The sequence below is a fragment of the Methylocystis sp. genome (assembly GCF_051062815.1).
Lineage (GTDB): Bacteria > Pseudomonadota > Alphaproteobacteria > Rhizobiales > Beijerinckiaceae > Methylocystis.
In genome coordinates this window covers 105,382-120,714 of sequence record NZ_JBPFDU010000026.1, presented here as the reverse complement: position 1 = coordinate 120,714, position 15,333 = coordinate 105,382, and the positions used below count along the sequence as shown (strand labels likewise).

16 protein-coding genes and 1 other RNA gene are annotated in these 15,333 nt (G+C 65.0%); 11 read left to right on the top strand and 6 right to left on the bottom strand.

The window, feature by feature from the left end; genetic code table 11:
- Positions 1–6 precede the first annotated feature (6 nt).
- Together ypfJ and ACR65W_RS03340 are read right to left on the bottom strand one after the other, a co-directional pair.
- Positions 7–900 carry a KPN_02809 family neutral zinc metallopeptidase gene (gene ypfJ / locus ACR65W_RS03345; protein WP_434498455.1) on the bottom strand — a complete coding sequence of 298 codons (894 nt, stop codon included), beginning with the start codon at positions 898–900 and terminating at the stop codon, positions 7–9.
- A gap of 99 nt (positions 901–999) precedes the next feature.
- Complete coding sequence (locus tag ACR65W_RS03340; RefSeq protein ID WP_434498456.1) at positions 1,000–1,842, bottom strand: TIGR00282 family metallophosphoesterase; 843 nt, start codon at positions 1,840–1,842, stop codon at positions 1,000–1,002.
- A gap of 122 nt (positions 1,843–1,964) precedes the next feature.
- Here ACR65W_RS03340 and ACR65W_RS03335 point away from each other — a divergent pair, with 122 nt between their 5' ends.
- The gene (locus ACR65W_RS03335; RefSeq protein ID WP_434498457.1) at positions 1,965–3,149 is read left to right on the top strand and encodes an aminodeoxychorismate synthase component I; all 1,185 of its coding nucleotides are present in this window, start codon (positions 1,965–1,967) and stop codon (positions 3,147–3,149) included.
- Complete coding sequence (locus tag ACR65W_RS03330) at positions 3,098–3,763, top strand: aminotransferase class IV (RefSeq protein WP_434498458.1); 666 nt, start codon at positions 3,098–3,100, stop codon at positions 3,761–3,763. Before ACR65W_RS03335 ends, ACR65W_RS03330 begins: the two co-directional genes overlap by 52 nt.
- A gap of 115 nt (positions 3,764–3,878) precedes the next feature.
- Here the strand turns inward: ACR65W_RS03330 and ACR65W_RS03325 are convergent, their stop codons facing one another.
- Both ACR65W_RS03325 and ACR65W_RS03320 read right to left on the bottom strand, forming a co-directional pair.
- Entirely contained in the window at positions 3,879–5,159 is a 1,281-nt protein-coding gene (locus ACR65W_RS03325; RefSeq protein ID WP_434498459.1) for a cell wall hydrolase, read from the bottom strand.
- A gap of 157 nt (positions 5,160–5,316) precedes the next feature.
- Positions 5,317–5,733 carry a secondary thiamine-phosphate synthase enzyme YjbQ gene (locus tag ACR65W_RS03320; protein ID WP_434498460.1) on the bottom strand — a complete coding sequence of 139 codons (417 nt, stop codon included), beginning with the start codon at positions 5,731–5,733 and terminating at the stop codon, positions 5,317–5,319.
- A gap of 107 nt (positions 5,734–5,840) precedes the next feature.
- On the opposite strand from ACR65W_RS03320, the gene ACR65W_RS03315 reads away from it, so the two are divergent.
- Positions 5,841–6,512, top strand: a complete 672-nt coding sequence (locus tag ACR65W_RS03315) for a Crp/Fnr family transcriptional regulator (RefSeq protein WP_434498461.1) — start codon at positions 5,841–5,843, stop codon at positions 6,510–6,512.
- A gap of 102 nt (positions 6,513–6,614) precedes the next feature.
- Here the strand turns inward: ACR65W_RS03315 and ppdK are convergent, their stop codons facing one another.
- Positions 6,615–9,293, bottom strand: coding sequence for a pyruvate, phosphate dikinase (gene ppdK / locus ACR65W_RS03310; protein WP_434498462.1), 2,679 nt, complete (start codon positions 9,291–9,293; stop codon positions 6,615–6,617).
- 222 nt (positions 9,294–9,515) lie between these two features.
- Here ppdK and ACR65W_RS03305 point away from each other — a divergent pair, with 222 nt between their 5' ends.
- Together ACR65W_RS03305 and aspS are read left to right on the top strand one after the other, a co-directional pair.
- Positions 9,516–9,704, top strand: a complete 189-nt coding sequence (locus ACR65W_RS03305) for a DUF1192 family protein (protein ID WP_434498623.1) — start codon at positions 9,516–9,518, stop codon at positions 9,702–9,704.
- A gap of 121 nt (positions 9,705–9,825) precedes the next feature.
- Positions 9,826–11,607 carry an aspartate--tRNA ligase gene (gene aspS, locus ACR65W_RS03300; RefSeq protein WP_434498463.1) on the top strand — a complete coding sequence of 594 codons (1,782 nt, stop codon included), beginning with the start codon at positions 9,826–9,828 and terminating at the stop codon, positions 11,605–11,607.
- Positions 11,608–11,689: 82 nt separating this feature from the next.
- On the opposite strand, the gene ACR65W_RS03295 is transcribed toward aspS, so the two are convergent.
- The gene (locus ACR65W_RS03295) at positions 11,690–12,112 is read right to left on the bottom strand and encodes a PepSY domain-containing protein (RefSeq protein WP_434498464.1); all 423 of its coding nucleotides are present in this window, start codon (positions 12,110–12,112) and stop codon (positions 11,690–11,692) included.
- A 159-nt stretch (positions 12,113–12,271) separates the two neighbouring features.
- Between ACR65W_RS03295 and ACR65W_RS03290 the strand changes: the two genes are divergently transcribed.
- The 6 genes from ACR65W_RS03290 (at position 12,272) to ACR65W_RS03265 (ending at position 15,255) form a co-directional block, all read left to right on the top strand.
- The gene (locus ACR65W_RS03290; RefSeq protein WP_434498465.1) at positions 12,272–12,913 is read left to right on the top strand and encodes a 50S ribosomal protein L25/general stress protein Ctc; all 642 of its coding nucleotides are present in this window, start codon (positions 12,272–12,274) and stop codon (positions 12,911–12,913) included.
- 139 nt (positions 12,914–13,052) lie between these two features.
- Complete coding sequence (gene pth / locus ACR65W_RS03285) at positions 13,053–13,658, top strand: aminoacyl-tRNA hydrolase (RefSeq protein WP_434498466.1); 606 nt, start codon at positions 13,053–13,055, stop codon at positions 13,656–13,658.
- A gap of 60 nt (positions 13,659–13,718) precedes the next feature.
- Positions 13,719–14,076: a transfer-messenger RNA gene (gene ssrA, locus ACR65W_RS03280) on the top strand.
- Between the two features lie 101 nt (positions 14,077–14,177).
- The gene (locus ACR65W_RS03275; protein WP_434498467.1) at positions 14,178–14,768 is read left to right on the top strand and encodes an SspB family protein; all 591 of its coding nucleotides are present in this window, start codon (positions 14,178–14,180) and stop codon (positions 14,766–14,768) included.
- Positions 14,768–14,962 carry a DUF4169 family protein gene (locus ACR65W_RS03270; protein ID WP_434498468.1) on the top strand — a complete coding sequence of 65 codons (195 nt, stop codon included), beginning with the start codon at positions 14,768–14,770 and terminating at the stop codon, positions 14,960–14,962. The genes ACR65W_RS03275 and ACR65W_RS03270 overlap by 1 nt, the downstream gene beginning before the upstream one ends.
- On the top strand, positions 14,959–15,255 hold the full coding sequence (locus tag ACR65W_RS03265; RefSeq protein WP_434498469.1) for a ribbon-helix-helix domain-containing protein: 297 nt from the start codon (positions 14,959–14,961) through the stop codon (positions 15,253–15,255). Before ACR65W_RS03270 ends, ACR65W_RS03265 begins: the two co-directional genes overlap by 4 nt.
- Positions 15,256–15,333: the final 78 nt, after the last annotated feature.

The window sequence follows — 15,333 nt, the reverse complement described above, 5'->3', positions numbered from 1 at the left end:
GGCCGATTAGCGCGCGAATGTGTTGCAGGCGTCAATGCTGCCCGTGCGCAAGCCTTTCAGCAGCCATTGCGTGCGCTGCGCCGCCGAGCCGTGGGTGAAGCTGTCCGGCACCACGTAGCCGCGCGTAGCTTTTTGCTGCCGGTCGTCGCCGATCGCCTGCGCCGAAGCGACGGCCTGCTCAATGTCGCCTTCCTCGAGAATGGGCTTTTGCTTGTTGGCGTTGTTGGCCCAGACGCCGGCGAGGCAATCCGCCATCAGCTCCGCGCGCACCGAAAGCGCGTTGGCTTCCGAACGGCTGCTCGCCAATTGCTGCGCCCGCTGAATTTTCGGCAGAATGCCCAGCAGATTCTGGATGTGATGGCCCATCTCATGCGAGATCACATAGGCATAGGCGAAATCGCCGCCGCCGCCGAAGCGCCGCTGCATGTCGCGAAAGAAGGACGTGTCGAGATAGATGCGCTGGTCGAGCGGACAATAGAACGGCCCCATCGCCGACTGCGCCGCGCCGCAGCGCGACTGGGTGTAGCCGTTGAAGAGAACGAGCCGCGGCGGCTGGAAGCGCACGCCCTTTTGTTCGGGAAGCACTTGCGACCAGACCTGCTCGTTGGAGCCCACCACCTTTGCGACGAAGCGCCCCATTTGATCCGTCGGCGCGCTTTGCCGCGGCGCCTCCTGGCGGGGCAAAGCCGCCTCGCGCTCCTGGCGCATATTGTTGATCATCTGCGCGCCGCCGATGAGAATCGCAGGATTGACGCCGAGCGCCCAGCCGATCAGTCCGAGGATCACCATCGTGCCAAGGCCGATGCCGCCTGCGCCCATGCGGGGCCCGCCCCCCGTCATCGGTCCGGAGCCGCGACGATCCTCGATATTGTCAGACGACTGGAGATCTTCCCATTTCATATTCGCGCGCTCCGGGGCCCGCGCCCCGGGGGCGCTGCTCGATGAGCTATTTAATTGAGCTTACTGCCTCTGGGTAGAGCGGCCCTCGCGGACGGCGGCTCATGACGCGTCCCATTGCTTGGGCCACTCTTCCCGCAGCCGGCCGCCGAGCCGCACCGGCGAGATCATGGTCGCCAGCCCGTCGGCGCCGATTTCGGCCGCCACGCCGCAGAAGGTCGCCTCGCCATTCGCGGGCTCATAGCGCGCGCCGGGCGTCTTGCGCAGGAACCGGCGAAGCGGCTCCTCCTTGTCCATGCCGACGACGGAGTCGTAATCGCCCGTCATGCCCGCGTCGGTCTGATAGCCGGTGCCTCCCGGCAGAATTTGCGCGTCAGCGGTCGGCGTATGCGTATGCGAGCCGACCACCACGGACGCGCGGCCGTCGACGAAATGCGCCATCGCCATTTTCTCGCTCGACGCCTCGGCGTGCATGTCGATAAAGATGGCGTCGCATCCGACGCCAAGCGGACAGGCGCCCAGCTCGCGCTCAATGGCGGCAAAAGGATCATCGAGCGCGTCCATGAAGACCCGGCCGATCGGATTGACGACGAGCACCTGCTGCCCGCGCGCCGCCGTATAAAGGCCGGCGCCGCGTCCCGGCGTTCCCGGCGGATAATTAACCGGGCGCAGCAGCCGCGGCTGGCGCTCGATGAAAACCAGCGCCTCGCGCTGATCGAAGGCGTGATTGCCGAGCGTGACGCAATCGACGCCAAGGCCGAGCATTTCCTCACAAATGGCTTCGGTGATGCCAAAGCCTCCGGCGGCGTTCTCGCCATTGGCGACGACGAAGTCGAGCGCCCATTTTTCGCGCAGCCGGGGGACAAAGCGCGACAAAGCCGCGCGGCCCGAACGGCCCAGAACGTCGCCGATGAAGAGAAAGCGGAGCGGCGAGGATGTCGACATAGGGCCTCATAGCCCGCGCACGCCGCGAGAGCAAAGCGGATCGGAGGTTGCGCGACGACGCGGCGTTTCATAACTGGAGCCGGCTGATGTAACATCACATTCCATTGCGAGCCCCGCCAAAAATGCAAGACGCCGCCGAACGCCCCGCCGTCCTGACGCAAAAAGACGCGCCGGCGCGGCCTTACGTCGTTTTCGAAGACGGCCGCAGCGACGGACAGGCGCTGCTGTTCGAGGAGCCGGAGGAGATCATCGTCGCGCGCGCGGCGAAAGACGTGGCGGCGGCGTTCGAACGCATGGAGGCGGCGACAAGGCGCGGCCTCTATCTCGCCGGCTACGCAGGCTACGAGCTCGGCTATGCGCTGGAGCCCAAATTCGCCGCTCAAGCGACGCCCGACGCGCAGACGCCGCTGCTCCTCTTCGGCGCGTTTCGGGCGCCCCGGCCCTGGTCGCTGCCGCCGGCCGAGAGCGCGGCGCCAAACATTCCGCTTTCCCCTGCCTGGACTCAGGAGGAGTACACGCAGCGATTCAACACGTGCCGAGACTATATTTTCGCCGGCGACGTTTATCAGATCAATCTCACCTTCCCGCTGTACGGACGCTATGACGGCGATACGCTTGCGCTTTATCGCGGTCTGCGCAAGCGCCAGCCGGTCGCTTATGGCGGCGTCGTCGCGCTGGAAGCCGAAACCGTCGTGTCGCTCTCGCCGGAAGTCTTCTTCGAGGCGCAGGACCGCAACATTCGCGCCCGCCCGATGAAAGGCACCGCGCAGCGCGGCGTGATGCCGACCGAAGACATGGCGCGCGCGCAATATCTCGTCGAAGACGAAAAGTCGCGCGCCGAAAATCTGATGATCGTCGATCTGCTTCGAAACGATCTGTCGCGCCTCGCCGTCGTCGGCACGGTGAAAGTGACGGATCTTTTCACCATCCAGACCTATCCGACGCTGCATCAGATGACGTCGGGCATCGAGGCGCGGCTGCGCGACGACGTGACGCTGAAGGATCTGTTCACCGGGCTTTTCCCTTGCGGCTCGGTGACCGGCGCGCCCAAGATCCGCGCGATGGAGATCATCCGCGATCTCGAATGCGCCGCGCGCGGCGTCTATTGCGGGGCGCTCGGCGTCATCGCGCCAGATGGCGACATTCGTTTCAACGTCGCGATCCGCACGCTGACCATTTTCCCGGAAGGCGACCTCGTCTGCAATGTCGGCTCCGCCGTCGTCGCCGATTCCCGCGCGCGCGAAGAGTATGAGGAATGTCTGATCAAGGCGCGCTTTCTCACCGGCGCGAGAACGACTTCGGCCTGATCGAAACGCTGCTGTGGACGCGCGACGAGGGCTTTCGCCTCTTGACTGAACATCTCGCGCGGCTTGCGGCTTCGAGCGCCGCGCTCGGCTTCGCCCATGATGACGCGCGCATCCGCGACGCGCTAAACGCCGCTGTTGCGGGCGCGTCGAGCGGGCGCCTTCGCGTGCGGTTGGTGCTTGCGCGCGAGGGAACGATCGAAACCAGCGTCACGCCGATTGAGCCGATTCCGCCCGATACAATCTGGCGCGTCGCCGTCGCGAAACGGCGCTTTTCCTCCGCCGATCCGCTGTTGCGGCACAAGACGACGCGGCGCGCGCTCTATGAAGACGCGCTCACTGATGCGGCGCAGCGCTTTGGAGCCGATGAAGTTCTCTTTCAAAATGAGCGCGACGAGCTGTGCGAAGCGGCGCGCTGCAATTTGTTCGCGCCTGAAGGCGAAACTTTGCTGACCCCGCCGCTGTCCTGCGGCCTGCTGCCGGGAACGCTGCGCGCCGCGCTCACCGCGCAAGGTCGCGCCCGCGAATCGATTTTGCGCCTCGAAGATATTTCCGGGTGCGAGTTTTTTCTCGGCAACTCGGTGCGCGGCCTCGTTCGCGCGCGGCTCGTCGATTAAGGTTCCGACGCTGACCGGTTGTCATTGCGAGGAGCGCAGCGACGAAGCAATCCACCGTCGGGGCGCGTCCGGGATTGCTTCGCCTCTGGCTCGCAATGACGACTCACTACGTCGTCTAAGTCTGTCCCGGTTTCAGCCGGTAGAAAATATGCCTGCCGATGACGTCCATTTTTCGGAGCGCGCGCGCCCAGCGCGGATGCACATAGTTGGCGTGATAATGCGTCGAACGGCCGACGTCGGAGATGTAGGTTCGACCGACCATAACCTCCTTGGCGACGCGCACCGCCTGTTCCCAGGCGTCGCCTTCGGTGATGCGGAGCGAGCGGCCCTCGCAGGCGAAGGAGAACTGGCAAGCACGATAGTGGCGCCGGTTCTGATAGACGACGCCGCAAACGCTCGACGGATAGAGGCCGCTCTGGACGCGGTTGAGCACGACCTGCGCGACGGCGGCCTGCCCTGCCTCTGGCTCGCTGCGGGCCTCGAAATAGACCGCTTCCGCCAGGCAGCGGGCCTCGCGGCCAAGCTTTTCCGGATCGATCGAAGCGGCATAATCCGGACGTGACGCGCTCAATTCCTTGCCTGGCGTCGACAGCGCCAGCGTCGCGCCGGGGAAGGACGACACTTCGATGGGCACGGCGTCCGGCTGCGCCGGCGTCGACGACCCCAGCGCGACGGCGCGCGGCGTCTGCGGGGATGCGCCATGAAGGGCGCGCTCGGTCTGCGCCTCCCGCGCGACGTCGCGGGGCGCGTCGGCGCCGGTCGGCGTCGAGATCGACGAACTCTGCGCCGGCGAGGCGGCCGCCATCGACTTTTGCGTCGTCGCCGGCTCCGGCGCGGAGCCCGCGTCCGCCTCTTCGAGCGCTTCGTCGCCCGGGGTTTTGCCGCGCGGCGCAAGCGGCGTCGCGGTCGGCCGCGTCGACTTGCCCTCAAGGCCGAAGGAAAGCGGCGGCGACTCGCTCAGCCCCAGATTCGCCGGCTGCGGCCGGCGCGTCTCGAAACCGGGCCGCATGGCGACCACCGGATCGCCCTTATGCCGCCGATCGACCTGGGGAAAATGCTTCACATCCGGCTTGAGATCGACATGCGGCTCGCGCTCGTCGCGAACTGCGCCATCCTCCTCCGGGCCGCCGACGATAAGGCGCGCCTGCTGAATTTGGGCGCGGGTTTGGCCATAGAACCCGTAATCGCCGCTTGCCGCCTCGCTGAAGCCGAGCGTCAGCGCCCCTGGCGCGCGCGCCGCGAGCGGAGAAACGCGCCAGTCGGCGACGGGGTCCTGCCCGGCGACCGCGGTGAAGGAGACCAGCATGCCGACGCCGAGCGCCCAGGGCGCCGTGACGCTGAAAACCCAGGGCGCAACCCCTCTGCGCACGAAACGCGTTCTCGACTGACGACGCATAGACTGATCCATGTGCGACGGCGCGTCTGGCAAGGCGCCGCGATTTGCGTCGCTGCGCCCCGGATGCGATCCTTCGTAAAATCTTATCGTTCATTAGCCTTGCGGAACCGTTGCCAGCGCGCCGCCGCCATCGTGCCAGAATGACGCAACGGCGCGATCATTCGCCGATCAGATGCAGCGCGACCTCGCGCCGGCGCCCCCGCCGGCGGTGCTCGAAAAGAAAGACGCCCTGCCAAGTTCCCAGCGCCAGCGCGCCGCCAATGAGGGGGATCGAGAGCTGCGTCTGGGTGAGCGCGGCGCGGATATGCGCCGGCATGTCGTCGGCGCCTTCCGTATCATGGGCGTAATCCGCGCCTTCGGGCGCGAGCCTTGCGAAGATGGCTTCGAGATCGCGCAGCACGGTGGGATCGGCGTTTTCCTGAATGAGCAGCGACGCGGAGGTGTGGCGACAGAACGCCGTCGCCAGCCCCTGCGTCATCCGCGCGCCGCGCGCAAAGTCGCGGACAGCCTCGGTGAATTCGTAAAATCCGCGGCCGGATGTGTCGATCCGCAGGATTCGGCTCGTTTGTCGCATGGAGCGAATGTGCGAAAGCGCATGGGAAAGTCCAGTCCCGCAGGCTTTTTGAACGCTTGTCTTGGTTACGCGCAAAGGTTAAGCGCGGCGTAAGGATGGAAGCTGCAATGTCGGAACTGATCGATACGCTAATGAGCTGGGCAGCGTCGGATACGGGAAAGACGGTCGGCGGGGCGGCGCTGACGGCGCTCGCCTGGGCGGAAGCGTCGACGGTCGTCGGCGCCGCTTACATGAAGCGGATGATCCCGCTGCGCATCACCGCGATGCTTGGCAATGTGCTCGGCGTGACCTTGGGGCTCATCATCGCCAGCCCGCCGACGATCGCCAAACATGCGATCAACCTGCCGCTCAACTTCACCCGCATGCGCGAAATGCGCAAGCTCATCTCCAGCGTGCGCGAAGCCAACGGCAGCGACCTGAACATCGAATGGCTGAAGCCCTTCATGCATCCGCGCACGCTGCGACGCGGCGAAGCGGTCTTCATGAAGGGCGACGAAGCCGACGAGGCTTTCGTCGTCGTCGAAGGACGCGTCGAAATCGTCGAACGCGGCGCGATGCTCTCGCCCGGCGCCATTTTCGGCGAGATGGCGCTATTTACGACAAACGGCAAACGCACCGCGACGGCGCGCTGCATCGACGACGTCAGTCTGCTCGTCATCACCTATGAGCAGTTCGAACAGCTGTATTTTCAAAACCCCGAGTTCGGCCTGTATCTCGTGCGGCTGATCGTGCGCCGCTTCGAGATGAACCACCGCGAGGAAGAGCTGGAGAGCGCGTGAGGGAACGGCGCAGCGCGCGACGCCTCTCCAGCGTGGATGGCCGGGACAAGCCCGGCCATGACGAGCCGAAGAGACTTTCTTAGCGCTGCACTTCGAGCAGGATCACGCCGTGCTCGACGCCTTTTCGCCCAGCGCCGCCTGGGCGGCGGCGAGCCGCGCGATCGGCACGCGGAACGGCGAACAGGACACATAATCGAAGCCGATCTTGTCGAAGAAGGCGACCGAAACCGGATCGCCGCCATGTTCGCCGCAGACGCCGAGCGTGATCGTCGGGTTCGCGGCGCGGGCGCGCTGGCAGCCGAGTTCGACCAGCTCGCCGACGCCTTCCTGATCGATGGTGACGAACGGGTCGGCCGGCAGCAGCCCCTTTTCGACATAGGCGTTGAGGAAGGAGCCCGAATCGTCGCGCGAAATGCCGAGCGTCGTTTGCGTCAGGTCGTTGGTGCCGAAGGAGAAGAAATCCGCCGACGGCGCAATGTCGCCGGCGCGCAGCGCCGCGCGCGGCAGTTCGATCATGGTGCCGACGTGATAATTCGGCCTGATCCCCGTCTCGTCCTCGACGAGCTTCGCCATTTCGGCGACGCGCGCCTTGACGAGATCGAGCTCGGCGCGGGCGAAGACGAGCGGCGCCATGATCTCGATGTCGACCGGTTCGCCCGTCGAAAGACTGGCTTCGATCGCCGCCTCGAAGATCGCGCGCGCCTGCATGTCGACGATCTCGGGGAAGATGACGGCGAGCCGCACGCCGCGAAAGCCGAGCATCGGATTGAATTCGGAAAGCTGCGCGGCGCGGCGGCGCAGCTTCACCGGATCGGCGCCCATCGCCTTCGCCACGGCGGCGATCTCGGCGTCCGAATGCGGCAGGAATTCGTGCAGCGGCGGATCGAGCAGACGGATCGTGACCGGCAGGCCAGACATGATCTCGAACAGCTGTTTGAAGTCCTCGCGTTGCATCGGCAGCAGCTTCGCCAGCGCGAGGCGGCGGCCCTCAGTGTCGTCGGCAAGAATCATCTCGCGCACCGCGACAATGCGCTCGCCTTCGAAAAACATATGTTCGGTGCGCGCGAGGCCGATGCCTTCGGCGCCGAAACGACGGGCGGCGCGCGCGTCCGACGGCGTTTCGGCGTTGGCGCGAATCTTCAGCCGTCGCTTCTGGTCCGCCCAGGACATCAGCACCGCGAATTCGCCGGTGAGCTCCGGCCGCTGCATCTTCACTTCGCCGGCGATCACCTGGCCGGCCGAGCCGTCGATGGTGATGCGGTCGCCCTTGCCAAAGCGTTTACCCGCGACGGTAAAGCTCTGGTCCTCGTAGTCGATGCGCAGCGCGCCGGCGCCGGTGACGCAGGGCTTGCCCATGCCGCGCGCCACGACGGCGGCGTGCGAGGTCATGCCGCCGCGCGCGGTGAGAATGCCTTCCGCCCCATGCATGCCGCCGATGTCTTCGGGACTCGTCTCGATGCGCACGAGGATGATCTTGCGGCCGTTCGAGGCGAGCTTCGCGGCTTCTTCCGGGTCGAAGACGATTTCGCCGACAGCGGCGCCGGGCGAGGCGGGGAGACCCGTCGCGAGAATATTGCGCTTCGCCGCGGGATCGATCGTGGGATGCAGCAATTGTTCGAGCGACTGCGGCTCGACGCGCGTAATCGCCTCATCCTTGCCGATGAGCCCTTCGCGGGCCATGTCGACGGCGAGCTTGAGCGCCGCGCGGGCGGTGCGTTTGCCGGCGCGCGTCTGCAGCATCCATAATTTCCCGCGCTCGACCGTGAACTCCATGTCCTGCATGTCGCGGAAATGGCGTTCGAGCTTGTCGGCGTATCCCTTGAATTCGGCGAAGATCGCCGGCATCGCCGCTTCGAGCGAAATCTTTTCGAAGCCGGAGGCGTGGCTTGCGGACTGGGCGATCGGCTGCGGCGTGCGAATGCCGGCGACGACGTCTTCGCCCTGCGCGTTGATGAGATATTCGCCATAGAGCTCGCGCACGCCGGTCGAAGGGTTGCGCGTGAAGGCGACGCCGGTCGCCGATTGCGCGCCCATATTGCCGAACACCATCGCCTGAATACTGACCGCGGTGCCCCAGCTTTCGGGAATGTTGTGCAGGCCGCGATAGACGATGGCGCGATTATTCATCCAGGATGAAAACACCGCCTTGATCGCGCCCCACAATTGCTCGCGCGGATCCTGCGGGAAGCTCTTGCCGGCGGCCTGTTCGACGATCGCCTTATATTGCGCGGCGACCTTGCGCCAATCCTCGGCCGTCAGCTGCGTATCGAGCGCGAAGCCCTTGCCCTCCTTGATTCTCTCCAGCGCTTCCTCGAACTCGTGATGTTCGACGCCGAGCACGACGCTAGAATACATTTCGATGAAGCGTCGGTAGCAGTCCCAGGCGAAGCGTTCGTCGCCGGAGTTGCGCGCGATCGCTTCCACGGTCTCGTCGTTGAGACCGAGATTGAGCACCGTGTCCATCATCCCGGGCATTGAGGCGCGGGCGCCCGAACGCACCGAGACGAGCAGCGGCTGCTGCGGATCTTCGAAGGCGCGCCCGGCGACGCTGCCGATATCGGCAAGCGCTGCGTCGACCTGCCCGGCGAGATCGGCGGGAAAGGTCTTGCCGTTGGCGTAAAAATAGGCGCAGACCTCGGTGGTGATGGTGAAGCCGGGCGGCACTGGCAGTCCGAGGGCCGCCATTTCAGCCAGATTGGCCCCTTTGCCGCCCAAAAGCTCTTTCATCGACGCCGATCCTTCGGACCGACCGGCGCAGAAACTATACACCCACTTGGTCATACCTATTTCGTCCGGCGAGAGAGGCGGGCGCGGGACGCGCCGCGCCCTGGCGGTCTTGGGCGCTTCCGGCCGCGCCTCGGCGGCCGACGACGCCCCGCCTGCGCGGATCATCAAGCGCGCCGGAAGTTACGCTCAAATGACGCGCGTCCACAAGTTGGCGCATGACTCCTCAGGCGCTATTTTGGCCAGTGATCGAAGAAATCCAGCCGAGGTCGCGCGATGATGAAAAGCGAACAGGATGACGCGCCGCGTCCCGCGGCTTTCGAGATCGGCCAGCCGCTTGATCTTCTGTCCGTCGCCGAACTCGATGAACGCATCGAGCGACTGCGGCTAGAGATCGCCCGGCTCGAAGCCGCCCGCGCGGCGAAGCAGGCGGCGAACGCGGCGGCGGAAGCGTTCTTTAAGAAATAGCTCTCCCGCCCGACGGGGCTCGGCTTGACAGCCGACGATGGCCCATGCCCTTTCTGCGCGCGAAAACGCCCGATCGTTCCGGGATCCCGTCCTTTTACACCTCCACCCCATGAGCCGGCCCTTGCATCGCTACCGTTCGCATAATTGTGGCGCGCCCAATGAGGCGCTCGTCGGCCAGAAAATCCGGCTCTCCGGCTGGTGCCATCGCATCCGCGATCACGGCGGCGTGCTGTTCATCGATCTGCGCGATCACTACGGGCTGACGCAATGCGTCGTCGACCCCGATTCGCCCGCCTTCGCGCAGGCGGAGAAATTGCGCTCCGAATGGGTGGTGCGGCTCGACGGCGAGGTGCGGAAGCGCCCCGCCGGCACCGAAAATCCCGACATGGCGACAGGACAGGTCGAGATTTACGTCACCGAAATCGAGGTGTTGGGCGCCGCCGCCGAATTGCCGCTGCCGGTCTTCGGCGACCAGCCATATCCCGAGGACACGCGGCTCAAATATCGCTTCATCGACCTGCGTCGCGAGAAGCTGCACCAGAACATCATGCTGCGCGGCCGTATCGTCGATTCGATCCGCATGCGCATGAAGCAGGCGGGCTTCTTCGAGTTCCAGACGCCGATCCTGACCGCCTCCTCGCCCGAGGGCGCGCGCGACTTTCTCGTGCCCTCGCGCCTGCATCCGGGGAAATTCTACGCGCTGCCGCAGGCGCCCCAGCAGTTCAAACAGCTCATCATGGTCGCCGGCTTCGATCGCTATTTCCAGATCGCGCCCTGCTTTCGCGACGAGGACGCGCGCGCCGACCGCTCGCCGGGAGAGTTCTACCAGCTCGACGTCGAGATGAGCTTCGTCACGCAGGAAGACGTGTTCGGTGCGATCGAGCCGGTGCTGCGCGGCTTGTTCGAGGAGTTCGCCAACGGCAAGGCGGTCACGCAGAAATTTCCGCGCATTTCCTTCCGCGAGTCGATGCTGAAATATGGCACCGACAAGCCGGATCTGCGCAACCCGCTGCTCATCGCCGACGTGTCGGAGGAATTCGCCCACGAGGACGTGAGCTTCAAGGCGTTCAAAGGCAAGACCGTGCGCGCCATCCCCGCGCCGGGCGCCGCCGCGCAGCCGCGCAGCTTCTTCGACAAATTGAACGACTGGGCGCGCAGCGAAGGCGCGCCGGGCCTCGGTTATGTGATCTTTGAGGAAGAAGGCGGCGCGCTCGCCGGCAAGGGCCCGATCGCGAAATTCATTCCCGCGGAGGCGCAGGCCGCGATCGCCGCCAAGGCGGGCGTCAAGGCGGGCGACGCGGTGTTCTTCTCCGCCGGAGAAGAGACCGCCGCCGCAAGGCTCGCTGGCATGGCGCGGCTGCGCATTGGCGACGAACTCGGTCTATCGAAGAAAGACGTCTTCGAATTCTGCTGGATCGTCGACTTCCCGATGTACGAGTGGAACGAGGACGAGAAGAAGGTCGACTTCTCGCACAATCCCTTCTCCATGCCGCAAGGGGGCATGGAGGCGCTGGAAAGTCAGGACCCGCTCACCATCCTCGCCTACCAATATGATATCGTCTGCAACGGCGTGGAATTATCGTCCGGCGCGATCCGGAACCATCGTCCCGACGTCATGAAGAAAGCGTTCGAGATCGCCGGCTATGGCGAAGATGTGCTGATCGAGAAATTCGGCGGCATGTATCGCGCCTTCCAGTATGGCGCGCCGCCGCATGGCGGCATCGCGCCGGGGGTCGACCGCATCGTCATGCTGCTCGCGGAAGAGGAAAACCTGCGCGAAGTGACGCTGTTCCCGATGAATCAGCGCGCCGAGGATTTGCTGATGGGCGCGCCGTCGGAAGCGACGATGAAGCATCTGCGCGAACTGCACATCCGGCTGAACCTGCCCGAGACGAAGCCGTAGGCGCGCGCACCATTCTTATTGCAGGGCTGGCGCCGCTTGCCAAAGTCGGCAAGCGGCGGCCATCCGCGCGGCGGTCCCGACCTCAGTAGCGATCCACGCCGCGCCTGTTGTCGCGCCACGTGTCGCGCCTGTCGTAGCGGCCACTGCCATAATAGCCGTTGCGGCCTGCCCTGCCTTCGAATTCCTTGTTGGTCAGCTTGAAGTTCTGATCGAACGTCAGGTCGTAACGTTTGCCCCGACACTTAGCGTCGTCGACCTCGAACTTCCCGTTATCGACTTCCATCTTGCCCCCCGAACAGCCCATGTCCTTCATCGCCGATCGGATGCTTGATTTCTCCTGACGGGTGAGCCGACGGTCGGCCTGGGCCGGCGTCGCCGCCATGCCGACGAGCCCGAGAAGCGCGATGCACGTCACCAGAATACGCATGTTGAACCCTTTCTCTTGCAGCCGGAACGAAGCCGCGGCTGCGCCATGCCGCCCAAAAGGCCGGCGATCTGCGGCCATATGAGGCGCCAGCCGCTATCGGAAAGGGGGTCGATTGAATGTTTCGGCCCTCCGCCTTGCCTCCCGTGGCGCGGTCCCCTATAAGCGCCGCGGCGCCTGCGTTTCCGACACCCCTGGAGGCGAAGCAGCGCCTTTTCTTTTGATTTAAAGGACACCGACATGGCCGAGACCAAGAAGCTCGCGGCCACGGTGCGCAGCGGGACAGGCAAGGGGGCCGCCCGCAGCGTTCGCCGTGAGGGCCGTATACCAGCAGTGCTCTATGGCGGCGGCGAAGCGCCGCAGCCGCTCTCGCTCGAGAAGAAGAGCCTCTCTCAACTGATCTTCGCCGGGCACTTCCTCACGACGATCTTCGAGCTCGACATCGACGGCAAGAAGGAGCGCGCCATCCCGCGCGACTATCAGCTTGACGTCATCAAAGACACGCCGATGCACGTGGATTTCCTGCGCCTGAAGCCGGGTTCGCGGCTGCGCGTGCAAGTGCCGGTGCATTTCACCAACCAGGAGGCGGCGCCTGGCATCAAGCGCGGCGGCGCGCTCAACATCGTCTATCACACGGTGGAGATGTGGGTGCCGGCCGACAATATTCCGGAGGCCATCACCGCCGACCTGACGGGCATGGACTTCAACGATTCGCTGCATATTTCGGCGATTCCGCTGCCGGAGGGCTGCAAGCCCACGAATCCCGACAAGAATTTCACCGTCGCGAGCCTGACGCCGCCGGCGGGCGGCGGCGCCGAGGAAGCTCCGAGCGCGGCGGCCGCGCCTGCGGCCGCTCCCGCCAAGGAAGAAAAGAAGAAGTAGCCCCCTCCCTGTCCCTCCCCCGCCGCGCTTCGCTTGCGGGAGAGGGAACGCTAACGATTGGCATTCTCACGAAGCTGGCGAAGCGCCGGTTCTGCTCCCTCTCCCGCGAAGCGGGGGAGGGTTGGGGTGGGGGTATTCCATGCTGCTCCTTGTCGGACTGGGCAATCCCGGACGCGCCTACGCCAAGAACCGGCACAATATCGGCTTTATGGCGCTCGAAGCGATCGCCAAGCGACACGGCTTTCCACAAGCGCGGGCGCGCTTCCAAGGCCTCGTCAGCGAAGGGGCGATCGGCGGCGAAAAGGTCATGCTGCTGCAGCCGCAGACCTATATGAACGAGAGCGGCCGTTCGGTCGGCGAAGCCGCGCGTTTTCACAAGATCGGCGTCGATGAGGTCGTCGTCCTTCACGACGAACTCGATCTCGCCCCGGCCAAGTGCCGGATCAAGACAGGCGGCGGCGTCGCGGGCCACAATGGGCTGCGCTCGATCACCGCGCATATCGGCAACGACTATAAGCGGCTGCGGCTCGGCATCGGCCACCCCGGCGATAAGGCGCTGGTCCATGCTTACGTGCTCAGCGATTTCGCCAAAAGCGAGGAGCCCTGGGTGGCTGCGCTCTGTGAGGCGATCGCCGAAAACGCCGGACTGCTCGTCAAAGGCGACGACGCCGGGCTGCAGAACCGGCTGCACCTTGCCCTCGACGCGAAGGGCTTTGGCGCGGTGAAGCGCGTCGGCGCGCAATAGGCCAGGCTCATTCGCGCCACACGCCCCCTTCGACAAAAGCGCTGAAGACGCACACGGTGGGGACTTTCACAAAATCCCGCAAGCGCCTATATTCAGTCTGCCGTCGCTTGCGTCGGCTATGGCGATAAACGAACACCGTAATAAACCATTCGGACCCGGGGGCGGTACCCGGCGCCTCCACCAAAGCCCGTCCGCGCGGCGGGTTTTGGCGGGGGCGAAATAGGATTGACGAGGGTGTAAAGGGTGATTTTTTGCTCGGCATGATACCGCCGTTATCGGGTCAAACTTATAGTTGCCAACGACAACTATGCTCCGGTGGCCGTCGCCGCGTAATGCGGCGCCCAAACTGGGAATTAAGCCCTAGGGGTTAGCACTTCTAGGCGGGGTCAGGAGGCGCCTGGCAACAGAAGCCTCCACTTCAATTTTCTCGCGCCGCGCCGCCATGATGCAAGCGCGGCAGGCATGGCGGTCGGAAGCGGTAGCCGGTCGACCATACGGATGGCAGTCTGGCGCGACGCAATGGCTAAAGACATTATTCGCTACGATCTTCTCGTTCAGGACGCCATGCGCGGCGTCATGCGCAAAGTACTGGGCGACGTCGCCGAGAGCGGCTATCTGCCCGGCGATCATCACTTCACCATCAGCTTCCGCACCGATGCGCCGGGCGTCACGATCTCGCGCCGCCTCGCCGAACAATGGCCGAGCGAGCTGACCATCATCCTGCAGCATCAATGGTCGGATCTGGAAGTCGACGAAGAAGGTTTCGGCGTCACCCTGTCGTTCCGCTCGGTCGCCGAGCATCTCTACGTGCCCTTCTCGGCGGTCACCGGCTTTTTCGATCCCGCCGTCGAATTCGGCCTGCGCTTTGAGAGCGCCGAAGACGCGCTTGAGGAAGGCGAAGAGGAGGACGCGCCTTCGGACGGACCAAGCCTTGTCGTGAAAACGCCGGAGCCGGTAAGGGAATTCAAGCCGGCCAAGGTCGAGCCCGCCAAAGCAGAGCCGAACAAGACGCCGAGCGCCGACAGGCAAAAAAAACTTAAGCCGGTCGAAGCGAAGGAAGACGGCGACGACAAGATCGTCTCGATCGACGCCTTCCGCAAAAAGCCCTGATGGGCGAAATCGTCAATCTGCGGCGCGCGCGCAAACAACGCGACCGCCGCGCCAAGGACGACGCCGCGCAAGCGAAGCGCGCGGCTTTCGGGCGTTCCAAATCCGAGCGTGAATTGACCGCCGCGCAGGCGCAGCTGGAAAGCGCCAGGCTCGAGGCGCATCGGCGCGAGCGGGAAGCGGACGATCCGGCGTGAGCGAGGCGCAGGCTACTCAGGACGCCAGTTCGCGCCGAGTCGTCAAGCATTCCGTCGTCATCGCCGGCCACCGCACCAGCGTCTCTCTTGAGGACGCCTTCTGGCGCGCGCTGAAAGATATCGCCGCGCAGGAGGGCGTGTCGCTCGCGGCGCTCATCGCGCGGGTGGACGCGGGGCGCGGCGAGGCGAATCTCTCCTCGGCGCTGCGGGTGTTCGTGCTGGAGCGGGCGTTGGAAGTACACCCTCCCCTCGAGGGGGAGGGTCGGCCTGCAAAGCAGGCCGGGGTGGGGTGAACTGCCGCCACACATATGTTTCTCACCCCCTCCCGCTCGCCTGCGGCGAGCGACCTCCCCCCTCAAGGGGGAGGTGAA